General features: G+C 72.4%; 11 protein-coding genes. All 11 read right to left on the bottom strand.

The features are described from left to right. The 11 genes from GA0070617_RS13135 to GA0070617_RS13080 all read right to left on the bottom strand — a co-directional run bounded on the left by GA0070617_RS13135 (position 1) and on the right by GA0070617_RS13080 (position 13,454). Entirely contained in the window at positions 1 to 1,128 is a 1,128-nt protein-coding gene (locus GA0070617_RS13135) for an MsnO8 family LLM class oxidoreductase (protein WP_091436983.1), read from the bottom strand. A gap of 18 nt (positions 1,129 to 1,146) precedes the next feature. Further along, on the bottom strand, positions 1,147 to 2,211 hold the full coding sequence (locus tag GA0070617_RS13130) for an LLM class flavin-dependent oxidoreductase (RefSeq protein WP_091446344.1): 1,065 nt from the start codon (positions 2,209 to 2,211) through the stop codon (positions 1,147 to 1,149). Further along, complete coding sequence (locus GA0070617_RS13125; protein WP_217628796.1) at positions 2,208 to 3,563, bottom strand: NtaA/DmoA family FMN-dependent monooxygenase; 1,356 nt, start codon at positions 3,561 to 3,563, stop codon at positions 2,208 to 2,210. The genes GA0070617_RS13130 and GA0070617_RS13125 overlap by 4 nt, the downstream gene beginning before the upstream one ends. A gap of 15 nt (positions 3,564 to 3,578) precedes the next feature. Next, on the bottom strand, positions 3,579 to 4,787 hold the full coding sequence (locus GA0070617_RS13120) for an LLM class flavin-dependent oxidoreductase (RefSeq protein WP_091436977.1): 1,209 nt from the start codon (positions 4,785 to 4,787) through the stop codon (positions 3,579 to 3,581). Positions 4,788 to 4,799: 12 nt separating this feature from the next. Continuing rightward, positions 4,800 to 6,449, bottom strand: a complete 1,650-nt coding sequence (locus GA0070617_RS13115) for a dipeptide ABC transporter ATP-binding protein (protein ID WP_091436974.1) — start codon at positions 6,447 to 6,449, stop codon at positions 4,800 to 4,802. Then, a complete protein-coding gene (locus GA0070617_RS13110; protein WP_091436972.1) occupies positions 6,446 to 7,336 on the bottom strand; it encodes an ABC transporter permease in 891 nt (296 codons plus the stop codon). The genes GA0070617_RS13115 and GA0070617_RS13110 overlap by 4 nt, the downstream gene beginning before the upstream one ends. Positions 7,337 to 7,338: 2 nt before the next feature. Continuing rightward, on the bottom strand, positions 7,339 to 8,274 hold the full coding sequence (locus GA0070617_RS13105) for an ABC transporter permease (RefSeq protein ID WP_091436970.1): 936 nt from the start codon (positions 8,272 to 8,274) through the stop codon (positions 7,339 to 7,341). A 1-nt stretch (position 8,275) separates the two neighbouring features. Then, positions 8,276 to 9,919 carry an ABC transporter substrate-binding protein gene (locus tag GA0070617_RS13100; protein WP_091436968.1) on the bottom strand — a complete coding sequence of 548 codons (1,644 nt, stop codon included), beginning with the start codon at positions 9,917 to 9,919 and terminating at the stop codon, positions 8,276 to 8,278. Positions 9,920 to 10,328: 409 nt separating this feature from the next. Beyond that, complete coding sequence (locus tag GA0070617_RS13095; protein ID WP_244891683.1) at positions 10,329 to 11,339, bottom strand: zinc-binding dehydrogenase; 1,011 nt, start codon at positions 11,337 to 11,339, stop codon at positions 10,329 to 10,331. 17 nt (positions 11,340 to 11,356) lie between these two features. Next, positions 11,357 to 11,893, bottom strand: a complete 537-nt coding sequence (locus GA0070617_RS13090; protein WP_091436965.1) for a flavin reductase family protein — start codon at positions 11,891 to 11,893, stop codon at positions 11,357 to 11,359. A 328-nt stretch (positions 11,894 to 12,221) separates the two neighbouring features. Then, complete coding sequence (locus GA0070617_RS13080; protein WP_091436963.1) at positions 12,222 to 13,454, bottom strand: vanadium-dependent haloperoxidase; 1,233 nt, start codon at positions 13,452 to 13,454, stop codon at positions 12,222 to 12,224. Positions 13,455 to 13,512: the final 58 nt, after the last annotated feature.

The raw sequence follows: 13,512 nt of genomic DNA, 5'->3' as shown, positions 1-13,512 counted from the left end.
TCACCCGTGCCACTCCTTGGCCAACAGCTCGTAGGAGTCGACCCGGTCGGCGTGTGCGTGGGTGATGGTGGTGATGAGCAGCTCGTCCGCGCCGGTGACGTCGCGCAGCGTCCGCAGCTGACGCGTCACGGTGCGGGGCGAGCCGGTGAACTGGGTGTCGACCCGGTCGGCCACCAGGTCGGCGTCCTCCTGCGTCCAGGTGTGCGCGGCGGCCTGCTCGGGGCTGGGGAACGGGATCGCGCCACGTCCGCTGCGGATGCTGTGCACCCAGAGGCCGTAGGGCGTGGCGAGGTGGCGTGCGGTGGCGTCGTCGGATGCGACGACCACGTCGGCGGAGACGACGACGTACGGCTCGGCCAGCGTCGCCGAAGGCCGGAACGCCGTCCGGTACGCCCGCACCGCGTCGAGCACGGTGGCCGGGCTGACGTGGTAGTTGGCGGCGAACGGCAGGCCGAGTCCACCGGCGAGGCGGGCGCTCTCTCCCCCGCTGCTGCCCAGCAACCACACCTGCACGTCGGCGCCCTCGCCGGGTGTCGCGTGCGCGTCGAGTCCGTCGGCGTCGCGGTAGTCGCCACGCAACAGGGCGAGCAGGTCCCCGACCTGCTCGGCGAAGGCCGGTGGCTGGGCACCCGGTTGTTGCAGCAGCGCCGCCTGCAGCGCGGCCCGGGGTGTGGCCAGGATCTTCGCGAACGAGAACGGCGGCGGGATGAGTAGTCCGTCGACCACCCGTGCCTCGACGGCGGTGGGCGGGGCGTCGGCGGCGAGTTCCCGGGCGGCCTCGGAACGGCGCTGACCGGAACGGCCGAGGCCGAGGTCGATCCGGCCCGGGTACAGGGCGTCGAGCGTGCCGAACTGCTCCACCACCGTCAGCGCGGTCTGGTGGCCGAGTTGGACCGCTCCCGAGCCGACCCGGATGTGGCGGGTGGCGGCGGCGACCTGCCCGATCAGCACCGTCGGGGCGGCGCTGGCCACTCCGGGGGCGAAATGGTGTTCGGCGAACCAGTACCGTCGGTATCCGAACTGCTCGGCGCGGCGGGCGAGGTCGATGGTGTTGCGCAGGGCCTCGCCGACGGTGCCGCCGGCGGGCACCGGGGACAGGTCGAGCACGGACAGTGGGGTCGATGACATGGTGTTCCCCGATTCGGCTCAGGCGGTGGCGACGGACGACGGTCGGTGCAGGGGACGGCTGGGGATCGCCCGACGCAGCGCCGGAGCGATCTCGGTCTGGAACAGTTCGAGGGTCTGCCGGTGCTGCCTGTCGGTGAGCCCGTCGGAGTCGGCCGGCAGATGGATCACCTCGTGGCCGAACCGCTCGTGGTAGCGCAGCACCTTGTCGATGATCTGTGCGGGGCTGCCGACCAGGATCGAACTGCGTTCGACGGCGTCCTCGAGGGTCTCGAAGACCGGTCGCAGGCCGGTCCTGCGCCACGCCGCGTTCCGGGCGTCGAAGATCGGCCGGTAGGTCTCGATCGCCTCCTGCGAGGTGCGCGCCGCGTAGTAGCCGGCGCTGCCGGCACCCACCAGGGCGTCGGCCGGGTCGTGACCGTAGTACGCCCAGCGCTCGCGGTAGTGCCGGATCAGTTGCGCGTACGGCTCGATCGGGTTGGTGACGTTGGCGGAGAAGAGCGGGTCGCCGTGGCGTGCCGCCAGGTCCACGGACTCCCGGCTGGTGGCACTACCGTGCCAGATCCGGATGGGTTGTTGCAGAGGCCGGGGCCAGGTCTCGGCGTCGACCAGCGGCGGCCGGAACCGGCCGGACCAGGTGACCCTTTCCTCCCGCCACAGCCGTCGGAACAGCTCGTAGCCTTCCCGGTTGCGCTCCCACTGGTCTTCCGCCGTGACGTGGAACAACTGGGCCTGGGCGGCACCGTTGCCCTTGCCGATGATCAGGTCCAGCCGGCCTCCGGACAGGTGGTCCAGGGTGGCGTAGTCCTCGTAGGCCCGTACCGGGTCCAGCAGGCTGAGCGTGGTGACCGCGGTGAACAGGCGGATGGTGGACGTGCGGGCGGCGATGTGGCTGAGCACCACCGGCGGTGACGAGGAGATGAAGGGCCGTTCGTGGCGTTCCCCGACGCCGTACCCGTCGAACCCCAGCTCCTCGGCGAGTACCGCGTGATCGACCACCTGACGGAACCGTTCGGTGGTGCTCCTGGACCGCCCGGTGACCGGGTCGGGCAGGTGGGTGATGAGGGTGATGAGGAGGAACTTCACACCGCCGCCCTCCACAGGTGGCGACGTGCGGCGCCCAGACCGAGGTGCTCGCGCAGGGTGGTGCCGGTGTAGCGGGTGCGGAAGACCCCCTTCTCCTGCAGCAGTGGCACGACCCGGTCGACGAACTCGTCGAGGCCACCCGGGGTCAGGTGCGGCACCAGGATGAAACCGTCGGCGGCGTCGGCCTGCACGAAGTGGTTCATCCGCTCGGCGACCCGCTGCGGGGTGCCGACGAAGGACTGCCGGCCGGCGACCTCGATGATCAGATCGCGGATGCCCAGGTGCTTCTCCGTGGCGAGGGTCCGCCACTGGCGCGCGGTGGCGACCGGGTCGCCGTACCCGCTGGTCCGTCCCCGGCTGATCGCCGCGGCGGAGACGTCCGGATCGGTGGTGGGCAACGGCCCGTCGGGGTCGTATCCGGACAGGTCGCGGTTCCACACCTGCTCCAGCAGCAACAGGGCCGTCTGGGGGCTGAACTGCTGACGGCGGATGTGGTGGGCCTTCTCCTGGGCTTCGGCGTCGGTGTCGCCGAGGACGACCGACACCCCGGGAATGATCTTCAGATCGTCCGGCTCGCGACCGTGGCGGGCCAGCCGGGCCTTGACGTCGCGGTAGAACTCCTGCCCGGCGTCCAGCGTGCCGTGCCGGGTGAAGATCGCGTCGGCGCTGGAGGCGGCGAACTCCCGCCCGTCGGGAGAGTCCCCGGCCTGCAGGATCACCGGATGCAGCTGCGGGCTGCGCGGCACGGTGAAGTGGCCCGCGATGTCGAACTGGTCACCGCGGTGGCGGAAGGCCCCCGGATCTGCCGTGTTCAGGTACCGCCCACCGGCACGGTCACCGGCCACGGCATCGGCCGGCCAGGACTCCCAGAGCAGGCGGGCGGTGCGGACGAACTCCGCGGCCCGCACGTACCGCAGGGATCTGTCCAGGTAGCCGTCGCGGCGGAAGTTCTCCCCGGTGAAGGCGTCGGAGGTGGTGACCACGTTCCAGGCGGCCCGGCCCGCGGAGAGATGGTCCAGGGTGGCGAGTTGCCGGGCCAACTCGTACGGCTCCCGGAAGGTCGTGTTGAGGGTGCCGGCGAGCCCGAGATGGGTGGTGACGGCGGCCAGGGCAGCCAGCACGGTCAACGTGTCGGGGCGACCCACCACGTCCAGCTCGTGGATGCGGCCACGCTGCTCGCGCAGCCTCAGCCCTTCGGCGAGGAAGAAGAAGTCGAACAGCCCCCGCTCGGCGGTACGGGCCAGGTGGACGAAGGAGGCGAAGTCGATCTGACTGCCGGAGTCGGGGTCGCTCCACACCGTCGTGTTGTTCACGCCGGGAAAGTGCGCGGCGAGGATGATCTGCTTGGGCACGGAGACCTCCAGTGGTCAGGCGGGCGTCTCGGCGGCGTACCGGTTGGCCGGGCGGGGCAGGCCCAGCAGGTCGCGCAGCGTCCCGCCGGGGTAGCCGGCGCGGAACAGGTTCCGCTCGCGTAGGGCGGGGACCAGCGCCCGGGTGATCGCGGTGAGGTCGTCGGGAAGCACGGCGGGGCGTAGCCGGAATCCGGCCAGACCGGTCCGGTGCCACTGCTCGATCAGGTCGGCGAGCTGCCCGGGGGTGCCGGTGAACGCGGTCGCGTCGGAGCGCCCGTCAGTGGTGGCCAGGCTGTCCAGGCGCGCCCGGCGCTGACGGGCCAGGGCCGGTGTCTGGTCGAGTAGGACGAGCAGGTCGGCGAGGATGCGCAGCGGTGGCCCGACGCGGCCGACGATCTCCTCGGCGGCCCGGATCTCGGCGACGATGGCCGCGGCGTGGGCGGCGTCGGCGGGGGTGACGAAGACGACGTCGGCGTGCCGGGCGGCGAAGGCGTACGGCAGCGAGGAGTGGGCGAGGACGGCCACCACCGGCTGGCCCTGTGGTGGGCGGGGAACGATGGACGGTCCCTTCACGGAGAACCACCGGCCGGTGAAGTCGATGTAGTGCAGTCGGTCCCGGTCGACGAACCGGCCGCTGGCGACGTCCCGGATCTCGGCGTCGTCCTGCCAGCTGTCCCAGAGTCGCCGGACGACCTCCACCGCGTCGCCCGCCTCGGCGAACAGGTCGCCGAGGATCCGTACCGTCGCCGGATCGTCGAGCTGGGCCGGATCCAGGTCGGGCAGGTCACGGCGGCCGACGTGGCGAGTCTCCGACCGGCGTACGGAGACCCGGGGCCGCCAGCCGGCCCTGCCACCACTGACGTGGTCGAGGGTGGCCACCGAGGTGGAGACGTGGAACGGTTCGGTGTGCGTGACACCGATGGTCGGGATCAGTCCGATGTGCTGGGTCAGCGGGGCGATCCGCGCGGCGACGAGCAGCGGATCCAGCCGCCCGCGCAGCTGGTCGGTGCGGCCGTCCGGTCCGTCGGCCGCACCTGGTGGCAGGGGGCTGCCGTCCTCCAGGGTGAGCAGGTCGAGCGCGGCGCGTTCGGCCTCTGCGGCCAGCGCCGCCCACCACTGGGGCGACAGCGCCGCGGTGGGGTCGGCGGGTGAGAGCCGCCAGGCGGCCGGGTGCCAGCCCAGTCCGTCGAGGGCCACGGCCAGCTGGACAGTGGGGTCGGGCATCGGTTGTTCCTCCTACGGTCGGCCGGCGGTGACGAGGTCGGGCAGCGCGTCGAGCAACGACCGGGTGTAGTCGTGGCGCGGGTAGGTGAAGACGTCACCGACCGGGCCGGCTTCGACGATGTCGCCGTCGTTCATGACCAGCACCCGGTCGGCGAGGTGATGCACGACGCCCAGGTCGTGGGAGATGAACAGCAGCGCGGTGCCGTCGGCGGCACGCAGCTCGGCCAGCAGGTCGAGAACCTGTGCCTGGACGGAGACGTCGAGGGCGGAGACCGGTTCGTCGCAGACGATCAGGCTGGGTCGGGGGGCGACAGCGCGGGCGATGGCGACGCGTTGGCGCTGGCCGCCGGAGAGTGACCGGGGGTGCCGGTCGCGTAGCTGCGGTCCGAGGCCGACGCGGCGCAGCAGGTCCACGACGTGGTCGGCGCGCGCGGCGCGGGTCAGTCCGGGATCCAGGTTCTCGGCGATCACCTGCCCGATGTCGTAGCGGGGGTCGAAGGAGCTCGTCGGGTCCTGCGAGATCACCTGGAGCCGGCGTCGGAGCGGACGCCGGTGCCGTTCCACCGCAGCGGACCACGGGGTTCGTTCGAAGGTGACCTCGCCGGTGTCGGGGGGCAGCAGACCGGCGACGATCCGGGCGAGGGTGCTCTTGCCGGAGCCGGACTCCCCCACCAGACCGAGGGTCTCGCCGCGGGAGATGGTGAACGAGACGTTCCGGACGACGGTGTGTCCGCCGTACCGCTTGGTCAGGCCGGCCGCGGTGAGCACGGTGTCGTCGGCGCGGACCGGTTCGCGGGCCGGCAGAGGGGCCTGGGCACGCACCGGGACGGTGCGGGACGGAGCGCCGTGGGCGGGCGTGCTCAGCCGACGGCCACGTGAGGAGGCCGATGGCACCGCGTCGAGTAGCTGCCGGGTGTACGGGTGGGTCGGGGTGTGCAGTACCCGGCCGGCCGGTCCCTCTTCGACGACCTGACCGTCGCGCATGACCAGGATCCGGTCGGCGATCTGGCCGACGACGGCCAGGTCGTGGCTGACCAGCAGGAGGCTCAGGCCGGCGGCCCGGCGTTCGGCGAGCAGACCCAGGATCTGTGCCTGCACGGTGACGTCGAGGGCGGTGGTGGGCTCGTCGGCGATCAGCAGGGCCGGTTCCCCGGCTATCGCCGAGGCGATCAGGGCGCGTTGGCGTAGTCCGCCGGAGAGTTGGTGGGGGTACTGGTGGGACCGGCGTCGCGGTTCCGGCACGTGGACCTGGTCGAGCAGGTCGATGGTGCGGCCGGCGCGTTGCCGACGGTGGACGACGTGATGGGTGGCGAGGACCTCGGCGATCTCCGCGCCCACCGTGCGCAGCGGGTCCAGGGAGACCAGCGCGTCCTGGAGTACGAGGCCGGCGAGCCGGCCACGGATGCGCCGCCAGTCGCGGGGGCGGTGGCCGCGTACGTCCTGGCCGGCCAGTTCGAGGCGGGCGGCCGTGACGCGGGCGCCGGGACCGGGCAGCCCCACGAGGGTACGGACGGTGACGCTCTTGCCCGAGCCGGACTCACCGACGATCGCGACGCACTCGCCGCGTTCGACGGTGAGGTCGACCCCCCGTACGGCCCGCACCTCGCCGCCGGAGGTGGGGAAGGCGACGTGCAGGTCCTCGACAGCGACCAGCGGACTCATCGGCTCTGCCGCCCGTCGAAGCGGGACTGCCACTGCCGACCGAGGACGGTCGACGCCAGCACGGTCAGGGTGACCGCGACACCCGGCGGAATGCTGATCCACCAGCCCACCTGCAGGTAGTTGCGGCCCTCGGAGAGCATCGCGCCCCATTCCGGTGCGGGTGGTTGCGGTCCCATGCCGAGGAAGCTCAGGCCGGCGGCGGCGAGGACCGCCTCGCCGAGTCCGATCACGGCCAGCACCGGGACGGGGCCGAGGACGTTGGGCAGGACATGGCGTGCCACCAGCCGGGTCCGGGACAGGCCGAAGGTCACGGCCTGCTCGACGTAGCCGGCGCGGCGTACGAGCAGCGTCTGCGCGCGGACCACCCGAGCGTGGTGGGGCAGGGTGGCGATGCCGATGGCGACGACGAGGCTGGTGGTGCCGGGACCGACGATGGCGATGAGCAGCAACGCCAGCAGCAGCATCGGGAACGCGGAGAGCGCGTCGAAGGAGCGGCTGAGTCCCTCGTCGGCGATCCGTGGTGCGAGGCCGGCGAGCAGGCCGAGCAGCACTCCGGCGGTGACCGCGGTGGCGGTGGCGGCGACGCCGATGGTCAGTGAGTGCCCGGCGCCGTGCACCACCCGGGTCCACACGTCGCGGCCGAGGTGGTCGGTGCCGAGCCAGTGTGCCGCGCCGGGTGGGGCGAGCACCGTGAGCGGGTCGGCGGCGAGGGGGTCGCCGGGGGCGAGTAGACTCGGCCGGACCGCGGCTACCAGCAGCAGGAGCAGAAACCCGCCGGCGGCCAGCGGGCCCGGTCGGAGCCGCCACCGGCGCCCGGCCGGATGGCCGGAATCGCCGTCGCGGGCGGTGGTGGGGCCGGCGGGCACGCCGGTCAGGGTCGCGGTCATCGTCAGCTCCTCCGCAGGCGCGGGTCGACGAGCAGGTACGCGAGGTCGGCGGCGGTGTTGAGCACCACGTAGACGGCGGCGGAGAGGGTCACCACAGCGAGCACGACCGGCATGTCCTTGCCGAGGACCGCGGCGAGGGTGACCTGGCCGAGTCCGGGACGGCCGAAGACCTGTTCGACGATGACGGCCCCGCCGAGCAGGATCCCGAACAGCCAGCCGGCCAGCGTGATCGTGGGCAGCAGCGCGTGCCGCAGGGCGTGCCGCAGCAGCACCGCGCTCTCCCGCGTTCCCCTGGCGCGGGCGGTCAGGACGAACGGTTCGTCCAGTGCGCGGTCGAGCGCGTCCCGCAGGATCTGGGCGAGCAGGCCCGCGATGGGCAGGGCGAGGGTGACGGCGGGGAGCACCAGGGCGGCGAAACCCTGGTCGCCAGCCACCGGGAAGAGACCCAGCCGGAACGAGAAGACGGTCAGCAGCACGATGCCGATGAGGAACGTCGGGGTGGAGACCAGCACCAGTTCCAGCCCGGAGCTGGCGCGCCGCAACCAGGGCCGACGACTGCCGGCGGTGGTGGTGGCGAGGACGAGGGCCAGCAGCACGCCGAGGCCGGCAGCGGTCCCCGCGAGGGTGACGGTGGCGGCGAGCTGCTCGCCGATCACCTCCGCGACGGGACGTTGCAGGAGGTAGGACCGGCCCAGGTCACCGCCGGCGAGACGGTGCAGGTAGTCGAGGTACTGGACGGCCGCCGGCCGGTCCAGGGCCCATTCGCTGATGATCTCGGCGCGGATCTGTGGAGTGTCGGCGCCGTCGCCGACGATGGCGTCGACGGTGTCCCCGGGCGCGGCCAGCAGCGCGAGGTAGGCGGCGCTGCTGGCGGCCCAGAGGACGACGAGGCCGGTACCGAGCCGGCGGGTCACGGCACGCAGGTGTGGCTGGCGCATGTCAGTTGCCGATCCACAGGTCGTAGGCGCTGGCCGGAACGCCCGCGGTGGGTTCGAACCGGACCCCGCCGACGGTGGTGCTGGCGGCGATCTGGTCGGCCGGTGCGTAGAGGGGCAGCAGCAGCGCCTGCTCGGTGACGACGCGTTGCTGCAGGTCGGCGTAGATCGAGGCGCGTCCGGCGGGGTCGGCGGTGGCCTGACCGGCTTCCAGCAGCTGGTCTATGCGCCGATCGTCGACCCTGGTCCGGTTGACGCCGCCCTGGCTGTGCAGCAGGAGGTTCAGTGCGACGCCCGCGTCGGTGTCGGCGCGGGAGTTGTCGAAGACCTCGTACTGGTTGCTGTCGAAGGCCTCCTGGGCGGTGCCCTGGTCGACCATGGAGACCTTGAGGTCGATGCCGGCGCTGGCCTTGACGGCGGCCTGGATGGCCTGGGCCAGGACGTCGCGGCGGTCCCGGACGTACGGGGCGGCCTGCACCAGCCGGACGGTGAGCCGCCTGCCGTCCTTGACCCGGTAGCCGTCGGCGTCGCGCCGGGTCCAGCCGGCCTGGTCCAGTAGGGCGTTGGCGGTGGCCGCGTCGCCGCCGTAGCCGCCTTCGAGTCGCTTGTCGTACAGCGGACCGGACGGGCTGACGACGCTCCACGCCCGGACGGCGGTGTCGCGGTATACGGACCTGAGCACGGTGTCGACCTCGACGGCTTCCTGGAAGGCCTGACGTACCCGCAGGTCGTCGAAGGGTGCCCGGGAGGTGTTGAAGTAGTAGGAGTAGGCCGATCCGGAGTTGAGCTGCCGGATCAGGCGCAGCCTCGGGTTGGCGGTGATCAACGGCTGGTCGGTGGCGGGCACACCTTCGACGAGCTGGACCTGACCGGAGGTGAGGGCGCCGATCCGGACGGCGGACTCCTTGAGGAACCGGTAGGTGATGCCGTCCAGGTGCGCGGGGCCGGTGTGGGTGGCGCCGGGCGGCGCCCGGTCGTAGTCGGGGTTGCGGGTGTAGTGCAGTTCCTGACCGGGCACGTACCGGTCCAGCACGAACGGGCCGGTGCCGGCGAGGTCCACACCGCCGGCCTTGAGGTTCTTCGCCTCCCGCAGTGATCTCGGGGAAACCTGCGCGCCCTGCGGAGACGCGAGGAAGTCGAGGATGAGCACGTCCGGTTCGGTGAGGGTAAAGCGCACCGTGCGCGGGTCCACCACCTCGACGGTGTCGAGATGGCGTAGCTGCACGGCGGCGACGGCCGGGGTGTACCCGGGTTCCCGGAGCTTGTCGATGTTGGCCTTGACGGCGGTGGCGTCGAACGGGGTGCCGTCGGAGAACGTGACCCCGTCGCGCAGGGTGAAGGTGTAGGAGCGACCGTCCGGTGTGGTCTGCCAGCCGGTGGCCAGCCAGGGCGCCAGTTTGCCCTGTTGGTCGTAGCCGAGCAGGGACTCGAAGGTGTTCCAGACCAGCAGGCGGGCTTTCGCCTGGGCGTACAGGTGCGGGTTGAGGGTGATCGGTTCGGTTTCCACGGCCCAGGTGAGGGTGCCGCCGGAGCGTGGTAGGCCGGCCGGTTCGGAGGCGGGCGCGGGGCCTGTGGAGCAACCGGCGGCGCCGGCGAGCAGGGTGGCGAGGGCGACGGCGGTCAGGGTACGCAGGCGGGGCGCGAGCATGCGGGAGTCTCCTGTCCAGGCAGGCGGAAGCGGGTACGGCGAGGCCCCTCGCGCCGGTGGCGCGGGTCAGGGTGCAGGAAAGGGGCGGTCGGCTCGACGGTGAGCCCCACCTCGGTGGGCCGGGGCGGACCCGTGGGAGTGGGTGCCGGTCAGCGCAGACAGGAGCTGGACCACACTCGACCGAAGTCGATGTGACCGCGGGTGGTCAACCGCAGCTCACTGGACATGAGATGAGTTCACTGCGCAGCGGTGGAGATGTCAACGAAAGCATCCACGGATGTCGTCTTTCGCACGCGTGGCCACCGATCCGTTGACCAATAAACTACTTTTCCTATAGGGTTTATGGGTTTAAGCGCGGCTCGTGGACCCCGGGTACAAGCCACCCGCCGCTCCCCTTCGCGAGCCACGGTCAGTCCACGTCGAGCAGCACCTTGCCGGCCACCCGGCGCCCGAGCAACGCCGCCGCGGCCTCGTCGAGGTGCCGCCAGGAGCCGCGCCAGCCCACCGGCACCCGGAGCGCACCGTCACGCACGAGGCCCAGCAGGCACGCCAGGTCCGCACCGGGCGAGGCGACATCACCGAAGGACCGCAGGGACCGCGCCGCCCCGGGAGCGAAGGTGGAGTTCACCGGGAAGGTCGCGGGCTCCCCGGAGGCCCACCCGATGCTGTGCAGCACGCCGCCCGGAGACAACAGCCGCCAGGCGGCCGGCAGTACGACCCCACCCACCGTCTCGACGACCACGTCAACCTCGCCCGCGATGGCATCGATGCCGACCACGACCTCCTTCGCGCCGAGCGACGCCAGACCATCCGCCCGACTGGCGGATCCGACCACCGCGATCACCTCGGCACCCTGGCTGCTTGCCAGTTGCACGGCGATGCGGCCCACTCCCCCGGACGCGCCGGTCACCAGCACGCGCCGCCCGCGAAGTGGCCCGGTGGAGCGCAGCGCACGGAGGGCGGTCACCCCGACGGTCGGCAGGACAGCCAACTCGGCGACGTCCATCCCGCCGGGGATCTCGGCGACGGCGCCGACATCGACGGCCATCCGGTGTGCCCAGGCACCGGCACCGAGGGCGATCACCCACGCACCGACGCGCGGGCCGGTACCCGTGGTGGCGGCTCGTAGCACGCGCCCGACAGCGTCATGCCCGAGCATGGTCCCGGCCGGAAACGCGCGGGCATAGCGGACCTCGCCGTGGTTGACCGACACGTGTTCAACGGCGATCAGGACCTGGCTGGGGCCCGCGACCGGATCGGGAACCTCGTCCGGCCGATAGCCGGGGCCTGCGTCAGGGGTGGCGATGATCGCACGCATGAAACTCCTCCAGACGATCCGGAACGGCGGTCGCTGATCGCCGCCGCGAGCGGGGCCTGCGCCGCCGACCCGCACAGCGAAACCGGCCACCGGCGGCGACACCGGCCCGCCGCGACTGGTCAGGCCGCGCGGCGAGCAGGCGGTTCGAGGTACTCGGCCAGGCCCGCGTACCGGCCGCGGTGGTAGAGCAACGGCGAGCCGACGACGGCCTGCTGCAGCAGTTCCGGCTCGGCGAGGACGATGGCGTGGTCGCCGACGGTCACCCGTTCCACCACCCGGCACAACAGCCAGGCCAGCGTGTCCTCGATCAGCGGTACCCCCTCGGGACCGACCCGCCAGCGGGTCGGCGCGGCGAACCGGTCGACCCCGCTGGTCGCGAACGTCCGCGCCAGATCCTGTTGGTGGTGGCCGAGCAGGTGAACCCCCACGTGCCGGCTGCGGGACACGGTCGGCCAGCTCGACGACCGAAGGTCGAGGCAGAACGAGACGACCGGTGGCTCCAGGGACACCGAGGTGAACGACGTGGCGGTGAAGCCGACGGCCGGATCGCCGGATGCGGTGACCACGGTGACGGTGCTGGCCTGATGGCGCAGCAACCCGCGCAGGGCCTGCGCGTCGGCGTCGACCAACGTGGGGCTGTCAGCGGACTGGGGCATGGTCTTCCTTTCCGAGGGCAACCGGGCCGTCAGCGCGCAGCAGGGGCAGCAGTTGGTCGCCCTGGCGCGTGACCTCCCGTAGGTAGGGCGTGTCGGAGAGCACGAAGTGGGTGACGCCGAGCGACTGGTACCCGCGCAGTGCCGCCGCCCGTGAAGGTGTCGGGCCGGCCCCAGCCGGTGCCGATGAGCGCGCCGCCCCACCCGTGTTCCTCCACCGCCTGCGCCTGCCTGGTGAGGGTGTCGAGGCTGTTGTGGTCGTCGACGATGTCGTCGCCACGGTGCCCGGGCTCTACCTGGTTCGGGATGTACCAGAGGAATTCGGCGCTCATCAGCGGAGCAGCCGTGGTGCGTGGCGGACGGCGTGCTCGGCGACGTCACGGCCGAGTTCGACCCCGACCTCGTCGGCGGTACGGGTGTGGATCCCCGACCAGACGCGGGCGTCGACGTTGTCCAGGGTCGGACCCCGCCAGTCGTGGTAGGTCCGGGTGGCACCTGGCTGGCTGGGGCTGTCGATCGTGTACGGCTGTCGGGCCCGTGGCCCCACCAGTGCGGTGAGCACCTGCTCCGCGGCGCCGGAGTAGGTGTTGTGTCCGCTCGGGTAGTCCGGGTGGGCGGGCGTGGTGTGCAGTGGCGTCCAGTCGGGATCGGTGTCGGCCCGCAGGGCGGTGACCGGTCGCCAGCGCAGGTAGGCGTACTTGGCGTCGGAGGTCGCGATCTGGGTGTCGACGAGGGCGACGTGGAAGATGGCCACGAGGCCTGCCCGCCGGGCGACCGGATGGGTGGACTGCGCGAGCGCGGCGCGCAGGATCCCGGTGTAGAGCGTCAGCGAGGAACCGAGCCAGAAGGTGGCCGTGTCGGTCTGTTGCGGTGTCCGTACCACGCTGTCGGCGGCGCCGTACGCGCGGACCTCGGCCAGGTCCGTCCGGTATCGCTTCGAGGTCAGGGCCGGCGGTGGACCGGGCCGGTAGCGGTCCACCCGGTCGAGCAGGAACGGCGTGGCGAGGCGGTTGCCGGCCTGCTGGGCGGTGCCGAAGCTCGGCGGGGTGGGTTGCCAGATCCCGGGCCGTGGTTCGGGCGTGGGATAGGCGGGGTTGACCGAGGCGGGATCGAGACCGTCACCGGTGCGCTGGGCCAGCAACGATCGCGCCTGCGCCTGGCCGGCGGCGATGCCCCGCTCCTCGGCCCGTCCGTCGGGGATCCGGCGCAACGTGGCCTGGAGTGCGGCGTCGAGCGTCGGGGCAGCCTCGGGTGTCAGGTTGCTCAGCGCGGTGTGGACCGCGGACGCGAGCGCGGCGTCCTGGTAGTGGCGCGCGGTGCCGACCGGCGCGGTACGCACGGCGCGGGTGGCGGCGAGCCAGCTGATCGCCCAGGCCCGGCTGTTGGTGACCTGGGGGCGGGTACTGGTGGCGATGGCGGCCGCGGTGACGTCGTACCACTGCAGGGCGGTGTCGACCTTCGCGGCGGCGGCAGCCGGTGCGGTGGCGGATACGCCGGCGAGCAGCGCGGCGGCGACGATCCCGGCCAGGCCACGGTGCCGGGATCCTACGGTCAGCAGGGTCATGACGTGGTTGCACCTTTCGGAGAGGGGGCGAGCACGCGCCGGGCAGGTGTGGGCGGGG

Origin of the sequence: Micromonospora yangpuensis (assembly GCF_900091615.1) — a bacterium.
GTDB classification, from domain to species: domain Bacteria; phylum Actinomycetota; class Actinomycetes; order Mycobacteriales; family Micromonosporaceae; genus Micromonospora; species Micromonospora yangpuensis.
This window is presented reverse-complemented; position numbering and strand designations above follow the sequence as displayed.

Bases quoted from the DNA above. Each gene is read 5' to 3' on its own strand.
- GA0070617_RS13135 (WP_091436983.1), bottom strand. From the start codon at position 1,128: ATGTCATCGACCCCACTGTCCGTGCTCGACCTGTCCCCGGTGCCCGCC.
- GA0070617_RS13120 (WP_091436977.1), bottom strand. From the start codon at position 4,787: ATGCCCGACCCCACTGTCCAGCTGGCCGTGGCCCTCGACGGACTGGGC.
- GA0070617_RS13090 (WP_091436965.1), bottom strand. From the start codon at position 11,893: ATGCCCCAGTCCGCTGACAGCCCCACGTTGGTCGACGCCGACGCGCAG.
- GA0070617_RS13105 (WP_091436970.1), bottom strand. From the start codon at position 8,274: ATGCGCCAGCCACACCTGCGTGCCGTGACCCGCCGGCTCGGTACCGGC.
- GA0070617_RS13110 (WP_091436972.1), bottom strand. From the start codon at position 7,336: ATGACCGCGACCCTGACCGGCGTGCCCGCCGGCCCCACCACCGCCCGC.
- GA0070617_RS13100 (WP_091436968.1), bottom strand. From the start codon at position 9,919: ATGCTCGCGCCCCGCCTGCGTACCCTGACCGCCGTCGCCCTCGCCACC.
- GA0070617_RS13080 (WP_091436963.1), bottom strand. From the start codon at position 13,454: ATGACCCTGCTGACCGTAGGATCCCGGCACCGTGGCCTGGCCGGGATC.
- GA0070617_RS13115 (WP_091436974.1), bottom strand. From the start codon at position 6,449: ATGAGTCCGCTGGTCGCTGTCGAGGACCTGCACGTCGCCTTCCCCACC.